Here is a 19,863-nt window from a genome sequence, read left to right on the forward strand (position 1 = left end):
AACAGGGTATCGAGCCGGTCGCCGTTGAAGTCGGCGCTCAGACGTTGTTCGGTGACCCAGCCGCTCGGCACCAGCGCCTGCACGCTGCTCCCGGTGGCCGGCAGCCTGGGAGAGGTTACGGGCGGCACAGTGATGGCCCAGGCGCCTGTCAGAGTCGACAAAACTGCCACAGCCAGAGAGGCACGCATCATGTGAAGTCAGCCTAGAGCGGACCAGCAGTGCTGTCGTCTAAAGTCACCTGCTATTAGCAGCATCTAGCGTCAGATGGCTTGCCTATTTGGCGCTGATTTACTGTTTCGCTGTTCTTGCCGCCCGAATCTTGTACACCTTGTGCATCTGCTCCAGGTCGCCAGTGCAGGGTTGCTGGGTGGCCAGGGGGAGGGCGCTGCCCGCTTCATTCAGACTGACGCACCAGCGCTCGGCGAACATTTTCTTGACGGCTTTCAGCGCTGGCCCCGACCCCTCGCCGCCGTTCTGGAAAAACGCCACGACCGCGAAATTGGGGTTGCCCAGCGGGCCGTAGCCCTCATACCAGGCGTGGGTGTAGGCCAGCCCATCGTGGAAGCTACGGCCGTTCTCAGCTGTGCCGGTCTTGCCCCCTGTCCTCACGGGAAAAAGAGTGGGGCCAATCTCGTGCTGGGCAGTGCCGTAGCGGGTGCCGGCGGTGGTGCCGCTCATGCCGTCTTGCACGAACTTGAAGACATCGGTGTTGCCCTGTCGGACCACGTTGACCGCAGGTTTGCGCGGCTGCGGCTGGCCGCTCACCGCTTTCAGAAGCGTCAGGGGCCGCTTTTGCCCATTGTTGATGATGGTGGACATCACCGATACCACCTGCGCGGGCGTGACCAGCACGTCGCCCTGCCCGATGCTCATGTTCAGGCCAAAGCCGGGATACCAGGGCGCGGCGGGGTTGGTGTACTCGTCGGCCGTCATCAGCAAACCGGTTTTCTCGCCCACCAGTTCCAGGCCGGTGGGGCCGTTGTATCCCAGTTCGGTCAGGCGGCTTTTCAGTTGCCGGGCGTAGGCTTCTGGGCCGACCTGCGCCGCCGAGTGGTAATACCAGGGGTTGCAGGAGTAAGAGATGGCCAGGCGGCCGTCCACCATGCCCAGGCTGTAGTGTGCCCAGTTTCGCTTGGCCGTGCGTCCGTAGTAATAAACCGGGTTGCATGGCAGGGTAAAGTTGCCCCACTTCTCCACGTACATCAGGGTCGTGGCGATCTTGAAGACGCTGCCAGGGTTGTACGCCTGCACCACACGGTTGCTGGTCACGGCGTCCAGTTCGGCCAGGGGGCGGTTGGGGTCAATCGCCCAGTTCTTGGCTTTGGGGTCGGGGCTGGGCACGCGCGAGAACCAGTTGGGGTCGTAGGTGGGGCTGCTGGCCATCGCCAGGACCTCATTCGTGCGTGGGTCAATGGCGATGATGGCGCCGCGTGTGTACGGCTCGGCGGCTTTGCCTGCCCTGGCGCGGCCCGCGTTCACATCCGCCAGACCCTCACGCAGCGCCCGTTCGGCGGCAAGTTGCAGGCGCGAGTCAATGCTGAGTGTCACGTCTTTGCCCTTGGTGCCGGGGTCAATGACCCGCTCGGTCTGTGGCTTGCCGCTGGCCGTGACCTCGCGGCGGCGCAGGCCGTTCTTGCCCTGCAAGGTCGTTTGCAGGCTGTATTCCAGCCCGGAGCGGCCCACCAGATCGCCGGGCGCGTAGCCGCCTTCGGCCACCTGCGCCTCGCTGGCTTCCTGCACGTAGCCCAGCAGGTGCCCGGCCATCTTGCCTTCAGGGTAGACCCGTTCCAGGCGCTCACGCAGTTCCAGGCTGGGCACCAGCACGGTGTACTCGTACAGGGCCGCCAGCTTATCCTGCGGGATGTTGCGCGCCAGGACCGTTTCGGTCTCGCGCTCGAAATTGGGCTCGCGGGGCTGGCCGCCCTTCAATACGTCACCCTTGATGCCCGCCAGATACACAATCTTGGCCCAGGCGGGAATGGCCTGCTCGGGGTCCTTGGGGTTGCGGCGGCCGGTGTACACGAGGTCCACGGCAAGGCGGTTGGTGGCCAGCAGCACGCCGTCGCGCGTGCGAATCTCGCCGCGCAGGGCGCGCAGGGTCTCGTCGCGCTGGTAATTGCTGACCGACTGCACGGCGTACTGGTCATGCTGCACAACCTGCAACTGGTACAGCCGCGCCCCCAGCCCCAGCAGGCACAGGCTGAAGCCCAGGGTGATCCATCCGATGCGCGCCCCGCCCTGGCGCTCTCTGGCGCGCGTCCGCTTACGGCTGGCCGCACGGCGCCGCACGCGCGTGCGGCGGTCAATGAGGTCGCCTGCGCGGCTCATGCCAGGCCCTCTTCTGGACCAGACCGTGGCCCAAACGCCCAGACCACGGCCCGTTCCCACAGCGGAAACACCAGCAGTGTGCCCAACAGCAGCGGGGGCAGGGTGGCGCGCAGCAGGTCTGCGGTGACCAGATCGGTGCGCAGCCAGTAGGTCAGCAGCAAGAAGACCAGCCACTGCCCGGCCAGCGCCAGCAGCACGGTCAGCGGCGCCTGAAACGGCCCCGAGTCCACCACGTAGCGCCGCACGCCCAGCGCCAGCAGCGCGCCGCCCATCACGCCCGCCGCGTGCAGGCCCAGCACGCCGCCGCCCAACACGTCTTGCCCCAGGCCCACTGCGTAGGCGCCGGTCAGTGCCCACACCGGGGGCAGGCGCCACGCCAGCGCCGCGCCGGTCAGCAGAAACAGGTCGGGGGCCGGCACACCCGCCGCGTCAGCCAGGCGCGACAGGGCACTCTGAACCAGCAGCAGCAGCGCGGCGTAGCCCAGAACCCGCACCCAGCGGGCTGGCCCCCGCGCGGGGCGCAGGGCGTCGTACCTCACGGCGCCACCTTCATAACCCCTCCAGAATCGTCACGTCTTCCACCACGCCCACATCCACCGCCGGCTTGACAATCACGGTGCGGTTAATGTCATTGGCGCCCAGTGGCAGCACCTTTTCCACGGTGCCCACCGGAATCCCCACCGGAAAGACCCCCCCCAGGCTGTTCGTCACCAGCACGTCACCGGGCTTGATGGGCACTGAGCGCGAAAACTCGGCGCGCAGACGGTCTGGGGGCACGCCGCGCGCCACGCCGCGCCCGCCCCGGTTGCCCTGCAGGGTCACGCCGACGCTGCTTTCGGGGTCCACCAGGGCCAGCACTGTGGCGCGGGTCTCGCTGACCCCCGTGACCTGGCCGACCAGCCCGCGCGGCACCGTGACGGGCATGCGCAGCCGCACCCCGTCGCGCGACCCCTTGTTGACGTCCACGCGCGCCAGCAGCGGGCTGGGGTCCACGGCCACCACCTGCGCGATGCCCAGCGCGTTAGGAGCCTGGGTGGTCGTGATCTTGACGACCTGCCGCAGCCGCGAGACCTCGCGCGTCAGCAGTTCGTTGCGCTGGCGCAGCGCGTCATTCTGCTTTTGAAGCGTTGCCATCTGTCCGGCGCGCTGACGTTCCTGGGTCACGGTCAGCACGGCGCGGCGCAGATTATCGGCCGCCACCACCGACAGGCGGGTCAGCGGCGCGGTGCCGGCCCGCAGTGCCGTGGGGGCCACGACCTGAAAACGCGTGGTGACCATGCTCAGGCCCAGCAGTCCCAGCACGGTCAGCAGCGCGGCCCGCCCCTTCATGCTCCCCCCGTCTCCAGAAGACCGGTCGCCAGAGGGTCAGGCTCCAGCGCGCCCCACACCGGCACGCCGCAGGCCCGCAGCAGCCGGATGGTCACGCCCAGCGGCAGACCCACGACGTTGGTGTATTCGCCATTCAGGCGCTCAATCAGCGCGGCGCCCACACCCTGCACGCCGTATCCGCCGGCCTTGTCCAGCCCCTCGCCGGTGGCGGCGTAATACTCGATTTCGGTGGCAGACAGGGAACGGAACGTGACCTCTGTGCGCGCCACCTCTATCTGCTCCTGGCCTGCGTGCAGCACCGCCACCCCGGTCAGGACCTCGTGGGTGCGCCCCGAGAGCTGGCGCAGGAAAGCGGCGTTCTCGGCGGCGTCGGCTGGCTTGCCCAGCAGGGTGCCGCCCACCGCGACGACTGTATCGGCGGCCAGCACCACCGCGCTGCGATGATGTACGGCCACCGCGCGCCCCTTAAGCCGCGCCAGTTCGGCGGCCAGCCGCGCCGGGTCGGTCTCGGGGCTGTCCTCTGGTTCGCCGCTGACCTGCACGGTAAAGGTGACGCCCAGCCCACCCAGCAACTCGCGCCGCCGGGGGCTGCCGGACGCCAGCACCACCGCCGGCACGCCCTGGGCGGTGCCGGACTGCTCTGAGGTCACTTCAATACCCCTCGCCCATGCGCTCGCCGGCCACCAGGGCCACCCCGCCCGAGGTGCCCAGGCGGGTGGCGCCCGCCTCAATCATCGCCTTGGCGTCATCTGCGGTGCGTACGCCGCCGGCCGCCTTGATCTGGGCGCGGCCTGCAATGACCTCGCGCATCAGGCGCACGTCGTCCAGGGTGGCGCCGCCGGTGCCAAAGCCGGTGCTGGTCTTCACGAAGTCGGCGCCCCCGCGCACCGAGGCTTCGGTGGCCGCGCGCTTTTGCTCGTCATTCAGGTAACAGGTTTCAATGATGACCTTCAGCACCGCGCCTTCCGTGGCTCCGCGCACCGCACGCACATCGGCCTCAACGGCTGCCCAGTCGCCGTCCAGGGCTGCGCCGATGTGAATGACCATGTCCACTTCGTCAGCACCTGCCTGCACGCTGAGCCGCGCCTCGGCCGCTTTCTGCTCGGAGCTGACCGCCCCCAGGGGAAAGCCGCACACGGTGGCCACCTTGACATCACTGCCGCTTAGTTCCGCTTTGGCCAGGGGGATGTACACCGGATTGATGCAAATAGCGTAGAAAGCGTTCTGGCGGGCCTCGGCGCAGAGTTGGACGATCTCTGCACGGGTGGCGGTGGCTTTGAGGAGGGTGTGGTCAATGTACGGCGCAAGCTTCACGCCCCCCAGAATACCGGGCTTCCCTTAAGAAAGATTGAACCGAAAGGTGGAGGAGAGGCCAGTACGGTTCGCCGTCAAGCGCTCAGGCTGACCGGCGAGTCGTCGGCTAGAGACAACGGCTTGCCTCAGCGCTCTACGGAAAAGTAGAGGTCAGTCCGTTGGCCGGTTTCGATCAGCCGCGTCTTTTTCAGCGTGATGGAGAGATCCGCCAGGTGTTCAAACAACCGTTGCCCGCTGCCCAGGAGCTGCGGCATCACACCGATTTGCAACTCGTCCACCAGGCCCGCCCGCAGGAGGTGCTGGCCGATACTGGGGCCGCCGACCACGACAACGTCCTGCTCTCCGGCTACTTCTTTGGCCTGCCGCACCGCGTCTTCCGGGGTCCCGACAAACGTAATGCGGAGGCGGTCATTCTCTTTGGGCTTGGTTTCGGGTGGTCGCCGAGTGACCACGAAAATGGGCACCTGAAATTCATAGTCCTCGGCGTAACTGTCGGGATCGCCCGGTGCGTCAAAGGTCCGGCGGCCCATCACCACCGCGCCGGTGGTGCGCAGCGCTTCTTGCATGACCTGACTTTGCCCCAGTGCCCTCAGGTCTGGGTAAAGCAGGCCCACCTTCCCGTGGGCGTCGTTGATGAAGCCGTCCAGTGACATCGTCATGCCAAACACCACTTTCGCCATGTTGTCCCCCAGAGTAGAGGTGCAGCATACCTGGCCGCCTCGGCTCTGTTCTGCCTGGGCGGGCCGCTGTGCAAGGTGAACTGGCGCTGTGGCCGCTCCTTTGGCTTCAAGCCTCAGTGTGAGCAGCTGGGCAGGGCTAAGCCGGAGCACAAGTGGTGGTCCAGGCACCTGTTTGGTCTATTGGATGACGCGCCTCTGTCTACTCTCAAGGCGGAGGGGCTCCGCTAGGGACGACACCACGGGCCCGACGTTAGCTGACCTGAAGGGCGAGGGACGATGCTGTCCTCTGCCCCCCGGCACTGCCCCAGACTCCTTCTGCCGGACGCGCCTGATCTTCCTCGCGCTACCCTGGCCGCATGACCGATCTGTCACCTACCGACACCCAGACCAGTGTCCCGCAACCTGGCCAGCCCTTTCCCGACTTCGCCCTGCCCGACGCTCAGGGCCAGACCCACCGGCTGACCGATTACAGCGGGCGCTACGTCGTGCTGTATGTGTACCCCAAAGACGACACCCCAGGGTGCACCAAAGAAGCCTGCGATTTCCGTGACAATGCCCTGCTGAAGGGGCACGGGGCGGCTATTCTGGGCCTCAGCGCCGACGACGCCGAGAGCCACAGCCAGTTTGCTGAGAAATACAGCCTGCCTTTTCCGCTGCTGAGTGATGACGGCGCCGCGTTCCTGCGCCAAATTGGCTCGTATGGCACGAAAAATATGTATGGCAAGGTCACCGAAGGCATCAAGCGCCAGACCTTCCTGATTGGCCCAGATGGCCGCCTGGTCAAGAGTTGGCTGGCCGTCAAGGTGGATGGCCACGCCGACCATGTGGCCGCCGCCATCGAGAAAGACCGGGCGGCCCAGGGGCAAGCATGAGCGACCTGGAGGCCCTGAAGAAGGAAGCTGCCCTGCGCGCGGTGGCCCTGGTCGAGAGCGGGATGCGTGTGGGGCTGGGCACCGGCAGCACCGCCAAATACGCCATTGAGGAGTTGGGCCGCAAGCTCAGCAGCGGCGAACTGAGCGGCATCGTCGGTGTGGCCACCAGCGAAGCCAGCGACGCCCTGGCCCGCCAGGTGGGCATTCCCGTTGAACCGCTGGACCCCCGCCCGCTGGACATCGCTATTGACGGCGCCGACGAGATCGCTCCGAACCTCGACCTGATCAAGGGCCTAGGCGGTGCCCTCCTGCGCGAGAAATTGACCGAAGTGCAGGCGCGGCGCTTTATCGTGATCGCCGACCACACCAAGTTGGTCGAGCGAATAGGGGAGAAGTCGGCGCTGCCCATTGAGATTGCGCGTTTTGGCTTTCTGAGCACCATTGAGCGCTTGCGAGAAGTGCTCCCGGCAGGTCGTCTGCGTCAGAACGGCGCGCAGCCGTACGTCACCGACAACGGCAATTACATCTTTGACGCGCAGATTCCGGCGGAGCAGGACATCGCCGCTTTGGAGCGCACCCTGAAAGGGACGCTGGGCGTGGTAGACACCGGCCTCTTCCTGGGAATGGCCGAGCGCGCGTTTGTGGCGGCGCCTGATGGCGTAACCGAGTTGACCCCTCAGGGCCGCTGAGCCGCCTATGACGCCTGGTCCTGCTGTGGTCCTGCGTCCGGTCAGGCCCAGTGACGAGGCGGCGGTGGGGCGGGTGGCCTACCAGACCGGCTTTTTTGGGGACAGCGCCGCGCGGTACTTTCGTGACGCGGCGCTCTTTGCGGCGCTGTGGGTGGGGCCGTATTTCCGGGGCGGCGGCTTCGGCGGCTTCGTGGCGCAGCAGGGGCCAGAGGTGGTGGGCTATGTGCTGGGCTCGCCGTCGCCGTTGCTGTACCGCCGCGCGGTGCTGCGGGTCGTGGCGCAACAAGCGTGGCAGCTGCGGGCCCTACGAACAGGTTGGCCCTACCTATGGCGAGCCGCCCGCTGGCCAGGGCCTCACGCCGACTCCGGGCGGTTTCCGGCCCACCTCCACCTCAACCTGTTGCCGCAGGCGCGGGGCCAGGGGGCCGGAGAGGGCCTGCTGCGCGCCCACCTGCAGGTGCTGGCCGGAGCTGGAGTGCCCGGCGTGCAACTGGCCACGACCACTGAAAATGCCGCTGCTCTACGGCTGTACGCCCGGCTGGGTTTCACGGAAGCGGCCCGGCAGGTCACGCCGCTGTGGACCCCCTGGCTGAGCCATCCCGCCGAGCACCTGTGCCTGACCAAGGCCCTGAATCCAGCTGAGCCCTGACCGCACGGCTCTAGCTGCCGGCTGGTGGGCAGGAAGTCGGGGCTCATTCACAGGTCATTGAGATGTGGGCTGCTGCGTCGCCCTACCTGAACTCCCCCAGCGGCCTTGAGAGTCCGTCCCTCGGAGACCTTGGGTGCTACCGCTTCTCTCCCAGCGCTTCCAGCTGCCGTTCCAGCGTGGCGGCGTCATGCGTGGGGAGGTCACAGGCGTGATTCACGCAGAGGTAGGCAGTGCCGCCGCCCGGCCGCTCCTGAACCAGGGGCAGTGTTCCGCCTGCCTCACTGAAGGCCAGCGCGGTGAAGGGCAGGCTGAAGCGGGCAGCGGTGCGCTCCAGGTTCTCGCGTTCCTCTGAGGTGCCCAGGATGGCCAGTTCGGTGTGCGGGGCGTGCCAGAAAGCGGCGGCCTGCCACAGGCCCCCGAAGCCTCCGGCCGCAGCCAGCATGTCGGCACGGAAGGCGGCCAGCACGCGCCCAGCCTTCACGGCGTCGGCGTCATCGCCAAAGTAGCGGTACATCCACAGGCCCAGCAGCGCTCCAGCGGCGTTGTCGGACAGCACCGCGCTGTCAAAGCCGGGGGCGGGGCGGGTCAGTAGGGCTTCGGCCTGGCCACCGGACGCCAGGAAGACCCCAGCATCCTCCTGCCAGAAGTCGCGCACGCAGACCTGCCACAGGTCACGCGCCCAAGTCAGCCAGCGCTCGTCGCCGTCCGCCTGAAACAGCGCCACCAGCCCCAGGCCCACCAGCGCGTGGTCTTCCATCAGGCCTTGGACGCGCGCCTGCCCGCCAGCCCAGACGTGATACAGCCCACCTGCCTCACTGCGCATCTGATCGTGGAGAAACTGTGCCGTGCGCTGTGCGGTCTCTAAATACGCCTTTTCACCCAGAATCCGCGCGGCGTCGGCCCAGGCCGCCAGCGCCAGCCCATTCCACGAGGTCAGCACCTTGTCGTCGGTGCCCGGCTGAGGCCTCCCCTGGCGCAGGAGGTGGAGGCGCGCTTTCAAGTTGTTGAGGTGGGTCTGCACGGCTTCCTCAGATTCCTGGCTCTGTGCAGCCAGCTCAGCCACGCTCACAGCCACGAACGGCACGCTGCGGCGCCCGGCGTCGGGGCGGTGGGGGTCGTGAAAATTGCCGGGGTCCTCAATGCCCAGGTGGCGGCAGACCAGAGCGGCGTCTTCTGCACTGCCTAAGGCGGTTTCGATCTCGGCGGGGGTCCAAGTGAAGGTCAGCCCCTCGACGCCTTCAGTATCAGCGTCCTGGGCGCTGTAAAAGCCGCCATCCGGCGCGTGCATCTCGCGGGCCAGGTACGCCAGCGTGCCGCGCGCGGCGTCGGCAAAGGCGGGGTCACCACTCACCTGGTACGCCCGCAGCAAGGTACGGGTCAGCTGCGCGTTGTCGTACAGCATCTTTTCAAAGTGCGGCACGCGCCACTGCCCGTCTACGCTGTAGCGGTGAAAGCCGCCGCCCAGCTGGTCGTGGATTCCGCCCGCCAGCATGCGCCGCAGCGTGTGAAGCGCCATCAGGCGGCCGTCGGGGCGGGTTAGCAGAAAGTCCAGCGTGGTGGGCGCGGGAAACTTGGGCGCGCTGCCAAAGCCGCCGTTGGTGTCATCAAAGACGCGGCGCAGGTTGCTCACAGCGCGTTCTATGTCGTCCGGGGTTACCTCGGTCTCACCCGCCTGGGGGCGCGTCGCCTCGCGGATGTGGTCGGTCAGGGCCTGGGCGTTGCCGAGCAATTTAGTACGGTCATTGTTCCAAGCGTGCGCCACGCTGGCCATCACCCGGCCAAAGCTGGGCATGCCGTGGCCGTCGCGCGGCGGGAAGTAGGTGCCGGCATAGAACGGCTCGCCTGCTGGCGTCAGAAACACCGTCATGGGCCAGCCGCCCTGCCCGGTCATGGCCTGGGTGGCGGCCATATACACCGCGTCTACATCAGGCCGCTCCTCGCGGTCCACTTTCACGTTGACGAAGTGCCCATTCATGTACTCGGCCGTCGCCTCATCCTCAAAACTTTCGTGGGCCATGACGTGACACCAGTGGCAGGTGGCGTAGCCCACCGAGAGCAGCACCGGGACGTCGCGCCGCTGCGCCTCGGCAAAAGCGGCTTCGCCCCACGGCCACCAGTCCACTGGGTTGTCCGCGTGCTGACGGAGGTACGGACTGCTTTCTTGCGACAGGCGGTTCATGGCGTCAGCCTAGCCCGGCCGCCTACGGGGCCAACATGAACGCTGTCCCGGCTAGTCTTCACACCCATCTCAGGCACGCGGCACCGCAGACTGAGGCGTATGGCCGCGCCCGACCAGCTTTCTCCCGATCAGTCCCAGACCGCTGATTTTTCAAACCCCGTCCGAGTGCGCGCGGGGTTTTCGCTCACGTTTGAAGTGCCCTACCCCACGCCCATGTTGTTTGTGGTGCAGCCCGTCGACCGCCTGGAACCCACCGGCACCCGCCAGCGCATCGTCGCCGAGCGGCCCCTGGGCGCCGCCGAGGGCATTCACACCTACACCGACACGCATGGCAACCGCGTCTGGCGCCTACTGGCTCAGCCCGGCACCCTGACCATCGGCCACGACCTGATTGCCGAAACGACTCGCCTCCCCGATCCGGTCTTGCCCCATCTGCCCAAAACACTTGTAGAGGCGTTGCCGGACCACACCATCACCTACCTGCTGCCCAGCCGGTACGTGGACAGTGACCTGATCAGTGCCGAGGCCTGGGAGCGCTTCGGCCACATTCAGGGCGGCTGGGCTCAGGTGCAGGCCATCAGCGATCATCTGTTTGACGAATGCGTGTACGGCTACGGCTCGACCAGCGCGACCACCGCTCGGCAGGCACTGGACAGCAAGCGCGCCGTGTGCCGTGATTTTGCCCATATGGGCGTGGCGTTCTGCCGCGCGCTGAACATCCCGGCCCGCTATGTCTGCGGCTACATGCCCGACATTGACATCGCGCCGGACCCCGTGCCGATGGACTTTCACGCCTGGTTCGAGGCCTTTCTGGACGGTCAGTGGCGGACCTTTGATGCCCGCCACAACAAACCGCGCGCCGGACGTATTCTGATCGCGCAGGGGCGGGACGCCAGCGACGTGGCCTTCACGACCACTTTCGGTAGCGCCAAGCTAACCCATATGAAAGTCTGGGCCGACGAAACGAGCTTCGACATGACGCTGGATACGCCTCCGAATCCACGAATTTTCTAGAACCGGAGCAGGTGAATCCAGATTCGTGGAGGGGTGTGTCACCACTGTCTTGCCCAGGTTCCAGGCGGTTAGAGAAGGCAGGACACTAAGGGCGGCCAGATGCCGCCCAGTCTCCTCGTGCAGGGAGGAGCTGCTGTCACATCTTGATCAGAGTCAGCAGGGCGATACCGAAAGGCCTGGAGGGTACACAGCAGTATCCAGCACTGGTTCGGACAGGTTGAGGCCGCTTTGAAGCTGAAATTTAGCGGTCTGGACGGCATGGTTTCTCATGCTTCAAACTGGACGGCTAGACGGAGTTGCGACACTATCACTGCGGTAAACGAGGCGCCCTGGACCCTGCGCTTCGTATCTTTCAGGTGAAACACCAGCCCCTGGCCATTCTCGGCAAGGTTCGATATCAGCAGGGCCATGTTCGCGTGGGCCTCTAGCGCCAGACTTGGACCTGTCCGAGCGCAGTGGCGTCGCGCTGCTGGGTGTCCGCCTTACGCCCTCAATTCATGATCTTGAGCGTGAACCTTAGGCTGGCCTTTCCTCTGGCCGGAACGTCCGCCTGCCGGCTGAAACTGACCTGCCCATTCTGAGGCGCCTGCCCATCCACCCACACACTGCGCCCATACACCTGCTCCCGCACACTTACCCTCGTTGTGCTGGCCTTCGTGCTCACGAACGCGTACGTTACCTGGTAGGTGCTGCTGATCACCCGACCCTGCCCGTCCTTCTGCTGCCCCGTGCGTTTGACCGTCTTTGCGTACCGCAATTCTGGGTCCACACCCAGGTCGAGGTCCACCAGGGTGCCCGCCTGCACGGCTGGCAGTTGCACGCTTCCCACCAGCAGACCGTTCTCCCGCACATCCACCAGTCCCGTCGGGAGCGAGAGCGAGCTGGTGAACTTATAGCGGCGGCTGGTCTGCCCGGAGCGGTTCTGGGGCTCAAAGTACGACTGAACGCTGGCATACCGCGTAAAGCCACTGATCTGGGGCTTCAGGAAAGGCAGCGTGCGGCTCTCGCCCCGTCCGATTGTCAGGCCTCCGGGAAGGGCGTAGCGTTGCAGACCCCTCACCTCACCCACCACGTTGATCTGACCCGCTCCTGCGGTGTCAGAGACAGACATGGCGGCCGTGGTGGTGCCCGTCCTGGTCGCCATTTGCTGTTCGCTGGCGACCCCCGGTGTCACGGGTAGGGGATAGGCCTGATTCTGCTGCAGGACACTGCCCCCAAAGAGGTCCACTTTCTGGGCGCCAAACACCTGATCACTAAAATTGCTGATCTGCGCCAGGGCGGCCAGACTCGCCGCCGCGCCGTTCAGATTGAGTTCATATCGGGGGCGCCAGACCAGCGCCTGCGTCCGGTACACGAGGCTGGCATTGTTTGCCGCATTGGTTCCACTCAGGCGGAGGGTCACGCTACCCTGCAGGGGCGGCAGGGTGCTGAAGGCCAGCTCGCTGCGCTGCGCGTGAACATACTCGCCAGATGTCAGTTTCAGCAGCAGATCCTCTGCGCGCTCAAGGGTTGCTGGCACGGGGGCCTGGCCGGCGCTGGTCCAGGTCACGCGCTCGCCCTCCTGGGTGCGCAGCCAGTCGAGTTCAGCCGGCTGTAACACGAATGCCGCAGGCGCCGCCCCAATGACCGCAAAACTGGCCGGTTGAATCCAGCGCCACTGAGCGAACGGAAAGGTTAGTTCTCTCGCTGGGATCGGCGCCTGAACCTCCGTGAACTGCGGGTAGATGCGTAGGTCGGTGGCGAAGGCCGTGGAAGGAAGAAGAGCGAGCAGCAGAGCAGCAATCCGGTTCATGGGCACCTCGTAGATATGAGCTGCACCATGCTGGCACGCCATCCTGATCGTGTCCTGCGGAGATGAGGATGCTCCGCGAAAACTGTCCTAACCATTGATCCAGGCATAGGCCGCGAAATTGCTGGTCTAATCTCCAACGATTGTCTGGCCTACCGGCCCTGTAGCGAAAGCACCGAACAGAAACAAGGTGATAGTTGGTCACAGGGCTAATTTCACACCTGGAAAGAGCTGAGTGATTGCCAACCCCAGCCAGTCATTGATGGGAGTAGCCACAGGACGTTGAGCCGGGAGCACATCAGTCGCGGCGCCCACGCTCAGTCCTGCGTCCCTTCTGCGCTGCTACACTTCTTTGTTATGGACTTGAAGGCACACCTTAAAGCCGCTGTCGAGGCCGCCGCCGCCCAGATGGGCGCGCCACTCGAAGCGGCCATTCAGGAAACCCCGGCGAATAAACCGGGCGATTACGGTACGCCAGCCGCCTTTCAGATGGCCAAAGCCCTGGGCCAGAACCCGGTGCAGGTCGCGCAGACCCTGGCCCAGACGGTGCAACTGCCGCAGGGCATCAGCCGTGTGGAAGCTGCCGGCCCCTTCCTAAATTTCTTCGTGGACACCGCCGCTTTCGTGAGCGGTGTGGTCGACACGCCCTTTGCTATGCCGGCCCGGGGCGGCAAAGTGGTCATTGAGCACACCAGCGTCAACCCGAACAAGGAGCTGCATGTGGGCCACCTGCGCAACGTGGTCCTGGGCGACTCTATGGCCCGCATCTTCCGTGCAGCGGGCTTCACCGTTGAAGTCCAGAACTACATTGACGACACGGGCCGGCAGGCGGCCGAGAGCCTGTTTGCTATGACCCACTACGGCCGCGAATGGAACGGCGCGCAGAAGTACGACCACTGGCTGGGCGAGGGGTACGTTCAGCTGAACGCCGACCCCGCCAAGGCAGGGCTGGAGGCAGGCATCCGCGACGTCATGCACAAGCTGGAAGAGGGCGCCCTGCGGCCCAAGGTCGAGCAGACCGTTAAGGCCCAGCTGGAAACCTGTTTCCGCATCGGCGCGCAGTACGACCTGCTGGTCTGGGAGTCGGATGTGGTGGGCAGCGGCTTTCTGGCGCAGGCCATGAATATTCTGGAAGGCAGCCGCTACACCTCGCACCCCACCGAAGGCAAGTTTGCCGGCGCCTTCGTGATGAACGTGCAGGAATTTATGCCGGGCCTAGAGGAATCGAACGTGGTGCTGCGCCGCAGCGACGGCACCGCCATGTACGTGGCCAAGGACATTGGCTATCAGTTCTGGAAATTTGGGCTGTTTGAAGGCATGAAGTTTAAGCCCTTCATGACCGATCCCGCCGGGCATGCCATCTGGACGAGTGCCCCCGACGGTCAGCCCGATACAGAGAGGCGCTTTGGACATTCGGACGAGGTCATCAACGTCATTGACTCTCGCCAGAAGCATCCGCAGATGCTGGTGAAAAGTAGCCTAGGCGTGGCCGGCGAGACGGACAAAGAAGCCCGCTCGGTGCACCTGAGCTACGAGTTTGTGAATTTAAATGGTCAGACCATCAGCGGGCGCAAAGGCATTACGCTGGCGGTGGACACGGCGCTGGAAGAAGCGAGCAAGCGCGGCTTTGCTGAATTGAGCGAGAAAAACCCTGAGCTGGCGGGCCGCGACGACGCCCAGGAAATCGCCCGGCGCATTGGTGTAGGGGCGCTGCGTTTTGCCATGCTGCGCAACGAGCCCAGCCGCTCTTTTGACTTTGATCTTGAGAAGGCCAGCAGCCTCAGCGGCGACACCGCGCCGTACATCCAGTACGCAGCGGTGCGCGCGGCCAGCATACTGAGGAAGGCGCAGGCAGCAGGTTATTCCGTTGACGGCACAGGCGCTAACTGGGATGCGGTGCCCGAAGTTGACTTGATCTTAGCTAAGCAGGTAGCCAAATTGCCCGAAATCGTGGCCCAGGCGGTGCGTTTGCATTCACCGCACGGAGTCGCTCAGTATGCTCTCGACTTAGCAACCACCTTCAACGCCTGGTTCAACGCCAAGGACAAGCAGGGGAAGCCCGCTACCAACGTTCTGCAGAGCCCCGAAGGCCTGCGAGAAGCGCGCTTGGCGCTGGTCGCGCGCCTCCGCGCCGCCTTCGAAGACACGTTGGGCCTGATTGGGATTGAGATTCCAGCCGCGATGTAAAAGCGTCTGCAGAAAGGAGCGGGGCGAAGATCAATCGCCCCGCTCCTTTCTTTTTACAGTTCGGCTGAGTTTCTTGGAGAAGAGCTGCTGTCTTGCCATTCCCGAAGTGTGACCGACCTCAGCCCTTGCGCCTGCATCGCTTCCAGCAAGGCGGGCAGCATTGGCACCGTTACCTTCGCACCCGGCCCGGCGTCATGCAGGACCACCACCGCCCCAGGGGAAAGTCGAGGCAGGAGGGCCGCCAGCGTCGTTTCCGGCGTGGCTCCAGTGTGCCAGTCGCCGCCTTCCACACTCCAATGGGCCCCACGCAAGTTCGCCAGCCGTTGCCCCAGAATCGTCGCCAGGGTGTAGGCCCCGTGGGGTGGGCGGTGGAGGGTCACGGGCTGCCCTGTCATCGCCGCAATCCGCCGCGCCGCCTGTCCGGGCTCAAGGAAAGCCGACCAGGGTGACCGCACCCAGGCGTGAACGTGCTGCACCGCGTGGGCCTGCACCTCATGCCCTTCGGCCAGGGCACGCCGAATCAGGTCGGGATGGGCCTCGGCCAGGGGGGCCAGCACGAAGAAGGTGGCGTGCATGCCGGCGGCCTTGAGGGCGTCCAGAACGGCGGGCGTAGTCTGTGGGTCGGGGCCGTCATCAAAGGTCAAGGCCAGGGTGTTGCCCTGCGGCGGCCCCTCGCGCAGCAGCCCTAGATTCAGGCGCTGCACCAGCAGATAGGGAAGACCGATATAGGCAAGCAGTGCTGTCAGGCCCCAGCCCAGCCCTCTGTTCATGCCCGACCCAGGCGGCGCAGCAGTACGTCGGCCACCCGGTCGGCGGCGTCGGGCACGCTCAGGGCGCGGGCCCCTGCGGAGAGGCGCGCGTGCTCATCCCCGTCCAGGGCGCGCAGGATGGCTGGGCGCAGTTCGCTGAGCGCCCGTGCCCACAGCGCCGCGCCGCCGCGTTCCAGGTACAGGGCGTTGTACTCCTCCTGGCCGGGAATGGGGGCGTGGACAATCATGGGCACGCCCAACGTGGTCGCCTCTGCCACGGTCAGGCCGCCGGCTTTGCCCACCACGAGGTCGGCGGCCGCCAGCAGTTCGGGGAAGGAGGTCGTGAAGCCCAGGCGATGCAGTGTGGCGCCGCCCAGTTGCGCCACGCCGTGCCCGTCGGCGCCGGCCAGCACCAGTACCTGAACCCGCACGCCCAGATTGGCCAGTTCAGCCAGCACCCGCCCTTGCGCGCGGTAACTGCCCGTTCCGCCGGCCGACAGCAGAATAAGAGGCAAGTCCGGGTCCAGCCCGTGCTTTTGCCGCAGCGCAGCGCGGTCAGCGCCGATCAGGTCGCGGTAGATGCGGGCGATAGGAATGCCGGTCACTTCCACCCGTTCTGGGGCAATGCGGGCGCGAATCATCTGCTCGCGCGCCTCCTCGCTGGGCACCATCAGCAGGTCGGCCTCGGCGCGCGCCCAGTGCTGATGAACGCGGTAGTCGGTCACGACCAGACCATTGAGGAACTCGGCCCCAGTGCGCCGCCGCACATTGTCGGCCAGGGCGACCGGTGTGGGGTAGGAACTCACGACAGCCTCGGGCCGCAGCTCCTGCACGTCGCGGCGCATGGCGCGGTAGCCCAGCCAGCCAAACGCCTGTGCGGTGGGGGCATGGTCGTTGTCGGTCCACTCGTAAAAGCGGCGGTAGACGTCCGGCATGTGCCGCACCCAGAGGTCGTAGGTGCCGGCCGTAATAATTCGCTCGGGCGGGCTCATGTATTTCAGGAGGTCGGCGTGCCGGGCGTCCAGGGTCACGCCCCGGCCCCGCAGCGCTGCGTCCAGTGCGCCGTTGGCCTGGTGGTGGCCGCTGCCGAACGACGCCGAGACGATCAGGGCGCGCAGGGGGTCATGAGCCGCCGTCACGCGCGCCTCAGCAGGGTCAGGCCCAGCGCCAGGAAGACGACGTTCGCCAGCCACACGCCCACTTCGGGGAAGGCTGGTAGCGTCCCGGCCACCGTCAGCCCTACCAGAAACAGCACGTAGTACGCCACGGCCAGCCCCAACGCCACGCCCAAACTGACGCCCAGTGTGCGGCCATAGCGTAGGGCAAACGGCAGGGCGGCCAGCGTCAGCACCAGATTGGCGAAGGGCAACGCTAACTTGCGGTTCAGGCTGATCCGCGCGTTCTGGCGGTCAGCCGGCTTGGCCTTCGGGTCCCTTAAAGTGGCTGTCAATTCAGCCCAGCCCTGGGCATCGGCGCCGATAGCGTCGGCGTATTTGGCGAGGGTCTGCTGGCGGCTCAGGCCAGTGTCCACGGTCAGGCGGTCTGTCGCCTTCTCGGGCACGACGACGCTTGGAAACACGGCTTGCACCGCAGCGCGGAAAGCCGCTGGATCGTTCTCCGGCACCTGCGTCAGCGCTTTGGCGGCCGCGTAATCCACGATGAAGGTCGAGTAGCCCTGCAAACGCAGCTGCTGCCCTTCATAGGTGCCGCGTTCGGCCAGAATGAGGGTGCCGCGCTGGTAATTATCGGCCTGCCACTTTTCTACCCGGATGCCGCGCAACTCGCGCGTGGCTGGGTTATAGCTGCTCAGATACAGCGTCAGTCCTCCTCCCAGATCAACCGTTTTCCCCGCCAGGGTAGACAGTCCAGCGCCCGTCAGGGTGTCCCAGTACAGGCCGCGCGTTTCTACGTTGGCGCGTGGGGCTACCCACAGGCTCAGCCAGATGCTCAGCGCGGTGACCAGCAGCGCCACCACACCCGCTGGCTGCGCCAGTCGGCCCAGGCTGACGCCGCCCGACTGCACCGCCACCAGTTCACGTTCGGTGTTCATGCGTCCAAAGGCCACGACGGTCATGAGGACGACGGCCATCGGCAGCACCTTGACCAGCGTATCCGGCACCTGGTACGCAATCCACCGCCCCACCAGCCCCAGCGGGACGCCCTGAAGCCACTGGCTAGAGACAAAGAAATACCCGAAGCACAGAATGGCCGTAAACAGCAGGGTCCCGGCCAGCAGCGGCGGCCACAGTTCGGCGGTGACGAGGCGGGTCAGGCGGGTCATGGGGCGCCTTCGGCGCCGGAAGTAGGTCGTGGGTCGTGGGCAGTGGGGAAAAGCAGAAGACCTGTTTCTCTACCTCGCTCGGCCTGAAACAATGTGTTCGTCCTGTCCTTTTTGCACTCCCCACTCACCACTGACCACTTACCCTTTGGCAACCGCAAACAGAATCGTCGCTTCGGCCGCCAGTTCGCCGTCCACCTCGGCGCGGCAGGTGGTCTTACCCAGGCCCCGGCGCAAAAATTCCAGTTTGGCGTGCAGGTGCAGCTGATCGCCGGGAATCACCTTGCGCCGGAAACGGGCGCCTTCTACCCCAGCCAGATAGCCTACCGTGCCGGGTTCCAGCTGCCCGTGCAAACAGAACATACTGGCCTGCGCCAGGGCCTCGACGATCAGCACGCCGGGCATCACTGGCTCCTGGGGAAAGTGACCGGGGAAGAAGGGTTCGTTGATGCTGACATTCTTCAGCGCGTGGACAACGCCATCTTCAGCCGACAGCACCCGGTCCACCATGACAAACGGGAAGCGGTGGGGGAGCGTCTGCAGCACCTCTTGAATCAGGATGGGGGTCATAGGAACTCCTTGGGGGCGTGAAAAAGGAGGCGAAGCGCTGGCTGTGCAGGCTCCGCCTCCTGGCGCGTCTGGTCAGGGGACTGGGTCCCTGAAGAGATTTACCGGCGCAGGTAGTTGTCGCTGCTGACCAGGCTGTCGCCCAGCACCGGAATCATTTCCAGCGCCATGCCCGTGCCTACAGCCACCGCTTCCACCGCGTTCTCGGCCACGGCGACCGGAATGCCCGTCGTCTGGCGCAGCAGTTCGTCGAAGTTGCGCAGCAGGCTGCCGCCCCCGGTCATCACGATGCCCCGGTCAATAATGTCGCTGACCAGTTCGGGTGGGGTGATTTCCAGGACGCGCTTAACGCCTTCCACGATCTTGGTGACCGGCTCGGACAGGGCCTCAACCACGTCGGTGCTGTCCAGACTGATGGTCTTGGGCAGGCCGTTGACCAGGTCGCGCCCGCGCACCTCGGCTGTCAGGTTCTCGGCGTCGTCTAGCAGCATGGCCGCGCCCACTTTCACCTTGATTTCCTCGGCCGTGCGCTCGCCAATCAGGACGTTGTGCTTGCGCCGCACGTAGCGGATGATGCTCTCGTCAAACTCGTTGCCTGCCACACGCATGGATTCGCTGACCACGATGCCGCCCAGCGAGATCACGGCCACATCGGTGCTGCCCCCGCCAATGTCCACGACCATGCTGCCGACCGGCTCGGCAATCTTCAGCCCGGCGCCAATGGCGGCGGCCAGCGGCTCTTCGATCAGAAAGGCGCGTTTGGCGTTGCTGTTCAGGGCGGCGCGCAGGACCGCGCGTTTTTCCACGTCGCTGACGTTGCTGGGCACGCCCACCATCAGCTGAGGCTTGAAGCCAAACAGGCGCCCAGCGTTGCCCTGCACCTTTTGCAGGAACATGGTGATCATTTTTTCGGTCAGGCCCTCGTCGGCAATCACACCGTCTTTGATGGGCCGGACAGCCACAATGCCGCCTGGCGTGCGGCCAATCATGCGGTAGGCTTCCTCGCCCACCGCCTTGACCTGTTTGCTGTCGCGCGCCATGGCAATCACGCTGGGTTCTTGCAGCACCAGGCCGCGACTCTTGCTGTAAATCAGGAACGTTGCCGTTCCGAGGTCAATTCCAATGTCTTCAGACAGCCTCACACTTGCCTCCGGTACAAACCATGCAATCGTACCACGCCCTCTGAGAGGCGCCTGAACCCGCTTTCATGGAAGAAGCGCCTGTTCTCTGGAACTCGGT

At 65.5% G+C, this 19,863-nt stretch carries 19 protein-coding genes; 5 read left to right on the forward strand and 14 right to left on the reverse strand.

What is annotated here, in order from left to right; translation table 11 throughout:
* The 7 genes from K7W42_RS20695 to K7W42_RS20725 all read right to left on the reverse strand — a co-directional run.
* Positions 1-191, reverse strand: a 191-nt coding sequence (locus K7W42_RS20695; RefSeq protein WP_224577090.1) for a hypothetical protein, incomplete at its 3' end; no start/stop codon positions are given.
* 97 nt (positions 192-288) lie between these two features.
* The gene (locus K7W42_RS20700; protein ID WP_224577092.1) at positions 289-2,328 is read right to left on the reverse strand and encodes a penicillin-binding transpeptidase domain-containing protein; all 2,040 of its coding nucleotides are present in this window, start codon (positions 2,326-2,328) and stop codon (positions 289-291) included.
* Positions 2,325-2,867, reverse strand: a complete 543-nt coding sequence (locus K7W42_RS20705) for a rod shape-determining protein MreD (protein ID WP_224577094.1) — start codon at positions 2,865-2,867, stop codon at positions 2,325-2,327. Before K7W42_RS20705 ends, K7W42_RS20700 begins: the two co-directional genes overlap by 4 nt.
* 10 nt (positions 2,868-2,877) lie before the next feature.
* Positions 2,878-3,657: a rod shape-determining protein MreC gene (locus K7W42_RS20710; protein WP_224577096.1), complete on the reverse strand. Its 780-nt coding sequence runs from the start codon at positions 3,655-3,657 to the stop codon at positions 2,878-2,880.
* Entirely contained in the window at positions 3,654-4,307 is a 654-nt protein-coding gene (locus K7W42_RS20715; RefSeq protein WP_224577098.1) for a Maf family nucleotide pyrophosphatase, read from the reverse strand. The genes K7W42_RS20710 and K7W42_RS20715 overlap by 4 nt, the downstream gene beginning before the upstream one ends.
* Position 4,308: 1 nt before the next feature.
* On the reverse strand, positions 4,309-4,971 hold the full coding sequence (deoC, locus tag K7W42_RS20720; RefSeq protein ID WP_224577100.1) for a deoxyribose-phosphate aldolase: 663 nt from the start codon (positions 4,969-4,971) through the stop codon (positions 4,309-4,311).
* A 125-nt stretch (positions 4,972-5,096) separates the two neighbouring features.
* Complete coding sequence (locus K7W42_RS20725; RefSeq protein WP_224577102.1) at positions 5,097-5,651, reverse strand: dihydrofolate reductase family protein; 555 nt, start codon at positions 5,649-5,651, stop codon at positions 5,097-5,099.
* Between the two features lie 356 nt (positions 5,652-6,007).
* Between K7W42_RS20725 and prxQ the strand changes: the two genes are divergently transcribed.
* The 3 genes from prxQ to K7W42_RS20740 are packed head-to-tail and all read left to right on the forward strand — an operon-like array spanning position 6,008 to position 7,861.
* Positions 6,008-6,523: a thioredoxin-dependent peroxiredoxin PrxQ gene (prxQ, locus tag K7W42_RS20730; RefSeq protein WP_224577104.1), complete on the forward strand. Its 516-nt coding sequence runs from the start codon at positions 6,008-6,010 to the stop codon at positions 6,521-6,523.
* Positions 6,520-7,212 (forward strand): ribose 5-phosphate isomerase A, encoded by a 693-nt coding sequence (rpiA, locus tag K7W42_RS20735; protein WP_224577107.1) that lies wholly within the window; start codon positions 6,520-6,522, stop codon positions 7,210-7,212. The genes prxQ and rpiA overlap by 4 nt, the downstream gene beginning before the upstream one ends.
* 7 nt (positions 7,213-7,219) lie before the next feature.
* Positions 7,220-7,861 (forward strand): GNAT family N-acetyltransferase, encoded by a 642-nt coding sequence (locus K7W42_RS20740; RefSeq protein WP_224577109.1) that lies wholly within the window; start codon positions 7,220-7,222, stop codon positions 7,859-7,861.
* A gap of 136 nt (positions 7,862-7,997) precedes the next feature.
* Here K7W42_RS20740 and K7W42_RS20745 read toward each other — a convergent pair whose 3' ends face one another.
* A complete protein-coding gene (locus tag K7W42_RS20745; RefSeq protein ID WP_224577111.1) occupies positions 7,998-10,040 on the reverse strand; it encodes a thioredoxin domain-containing protein in 2,043 nt (680 codons plus the stop codon).
* A 99-nt stretch (positions 10,041-10,139) separates the two neighbouring features.
* Between K7W42_RS20745 and K7W42_RS20750 the strand changes: the two genes are divergently transcribed.
* A complete protein-coding gene (locus tag K7W42_RS20750; protein ID WP_224577113.1) occupies positions 10,140-11,054 on the forward strand; it encodes a transglutaminase-like domain-containing protein in 915 nt (304 codons plus the stop codon).
* A gap of 490 nt (positions 11,055-11,544) precedes the next feature.
* On the opposite strand, the gene K7W42_RS20755 is transcribed toward K7W42_RS20750, so the two are convergent.
* Positions 11,545-12,846 carry a hypothetical protein gene (locus tag K7W42_RS20755; RefSeq protein ID WP_224577116.1) on the reverse strand — a complete coding sequence of 434 codons (1,302 nt, stop codon included), beginning with the start codon at positions 12,844-12,846 and terminating at the stop codon, positions 11,545-11,547.
* A 354-nt stretch (positions 12,847-13,200) separates the two neighbouring features.
* Between K7W42_RS20755 and K7W42_RS20760 the strand changes: the two genes are divergently transcribed.
* Positions 13,201-15,030: an arginine--tRNA ligase gene (locus K7W42_RS20760; protein WP_224577118.1), complete on the forward strand. Its 1,830-nt coding sequence runs from the start codon at positions 13,201-13,203 to the stop codon at positions 15,028-15,030.
* Positions 15,031-15,083: 53 nt separating this feature from the next.
* On the opposite strand, the gene K7W42_RS20765 is transcribed toward K7W42_RS20760, so the two are convergent.
* From K7W42_RS20765 to K7W42_RS20785, 5 genes are all read right to left on the reverse strand, one after another.
* A complete protein-coding gene (locus K7W42_RS20765) occupies positions 15,084-15,800 on the reverse strand; it encodes a polysaccharide deacetylase family protein (protein WP_369411411.1) in 717 nt (238 codons plus the stop codon).
* Positions 15,797-16,918: an MGDG synthase family glycosyltransferase gene (locus K7W42_RS20770; RefSeq protein ID WP_224577119.1), complete on the reverse strand. Its 1,122-nt coding sequence runs from the start codon at positions 16,916-16,918 to the stop codon at positions 15,797-15,799. The genes K7W42_RS20765 and K7W42_RS20770 overlap by 4 nt, the downstream gene beginning before the upstream one ends.
* Positions 16,915-18,060 carry an LptF/LptG family permease gene (locus K7W42_RS20775; protein ID WP_224577120.1) on the reverse strand — a complete coding sequence of 382 codons (1,146 nt, stop codon included), beginning with the start codon at positions 18,058-18,060 and terminating at the stop codon, positions 16,915-16,917. The genes K7W42_RS20770 and K7W42_RS20775 overlap by 4 nt, the downstream gene beginning before the upstream one ends.
* 138 nt (positions 18,061-18,198) lie before the next feature.
* The gene (gene fabZ / locus K7W42_RS20780) at positions 18,199-18,627 is read right to left on the reverse strand and encodes a 3-hydroxyacyl-ACP dehydratase FabZ (RefSeq protein WP_224577121.1); all 429 of its coding nucleotides are present in this window, start codon (positions 18,625-18,627) and stop codon (positions 18,199-18,201) included.
* Positions 18,628-18,725: 98 nt separating this feature from the next.
* Entirely contained in the window at positions 18,726-19,766 is a 1,041-nt protein-coding gene (locus K7W42_RS20785; RefSeq protein ID WP_224577122.1) for a rod shape-determining protein, read from the reverse strand.
* Positions 19,767-19,863 lie beyond the last annotated feature (97 nt).

Source organism: Deinococcus betulae (assembly GCF_020166395.1).
GTDB classification, from domain to species: Bacteria; Deinococcota; Deinococci; order Deinococcales; family Deinococcaceae; genus Deinococcus; species Deinococcus betulae.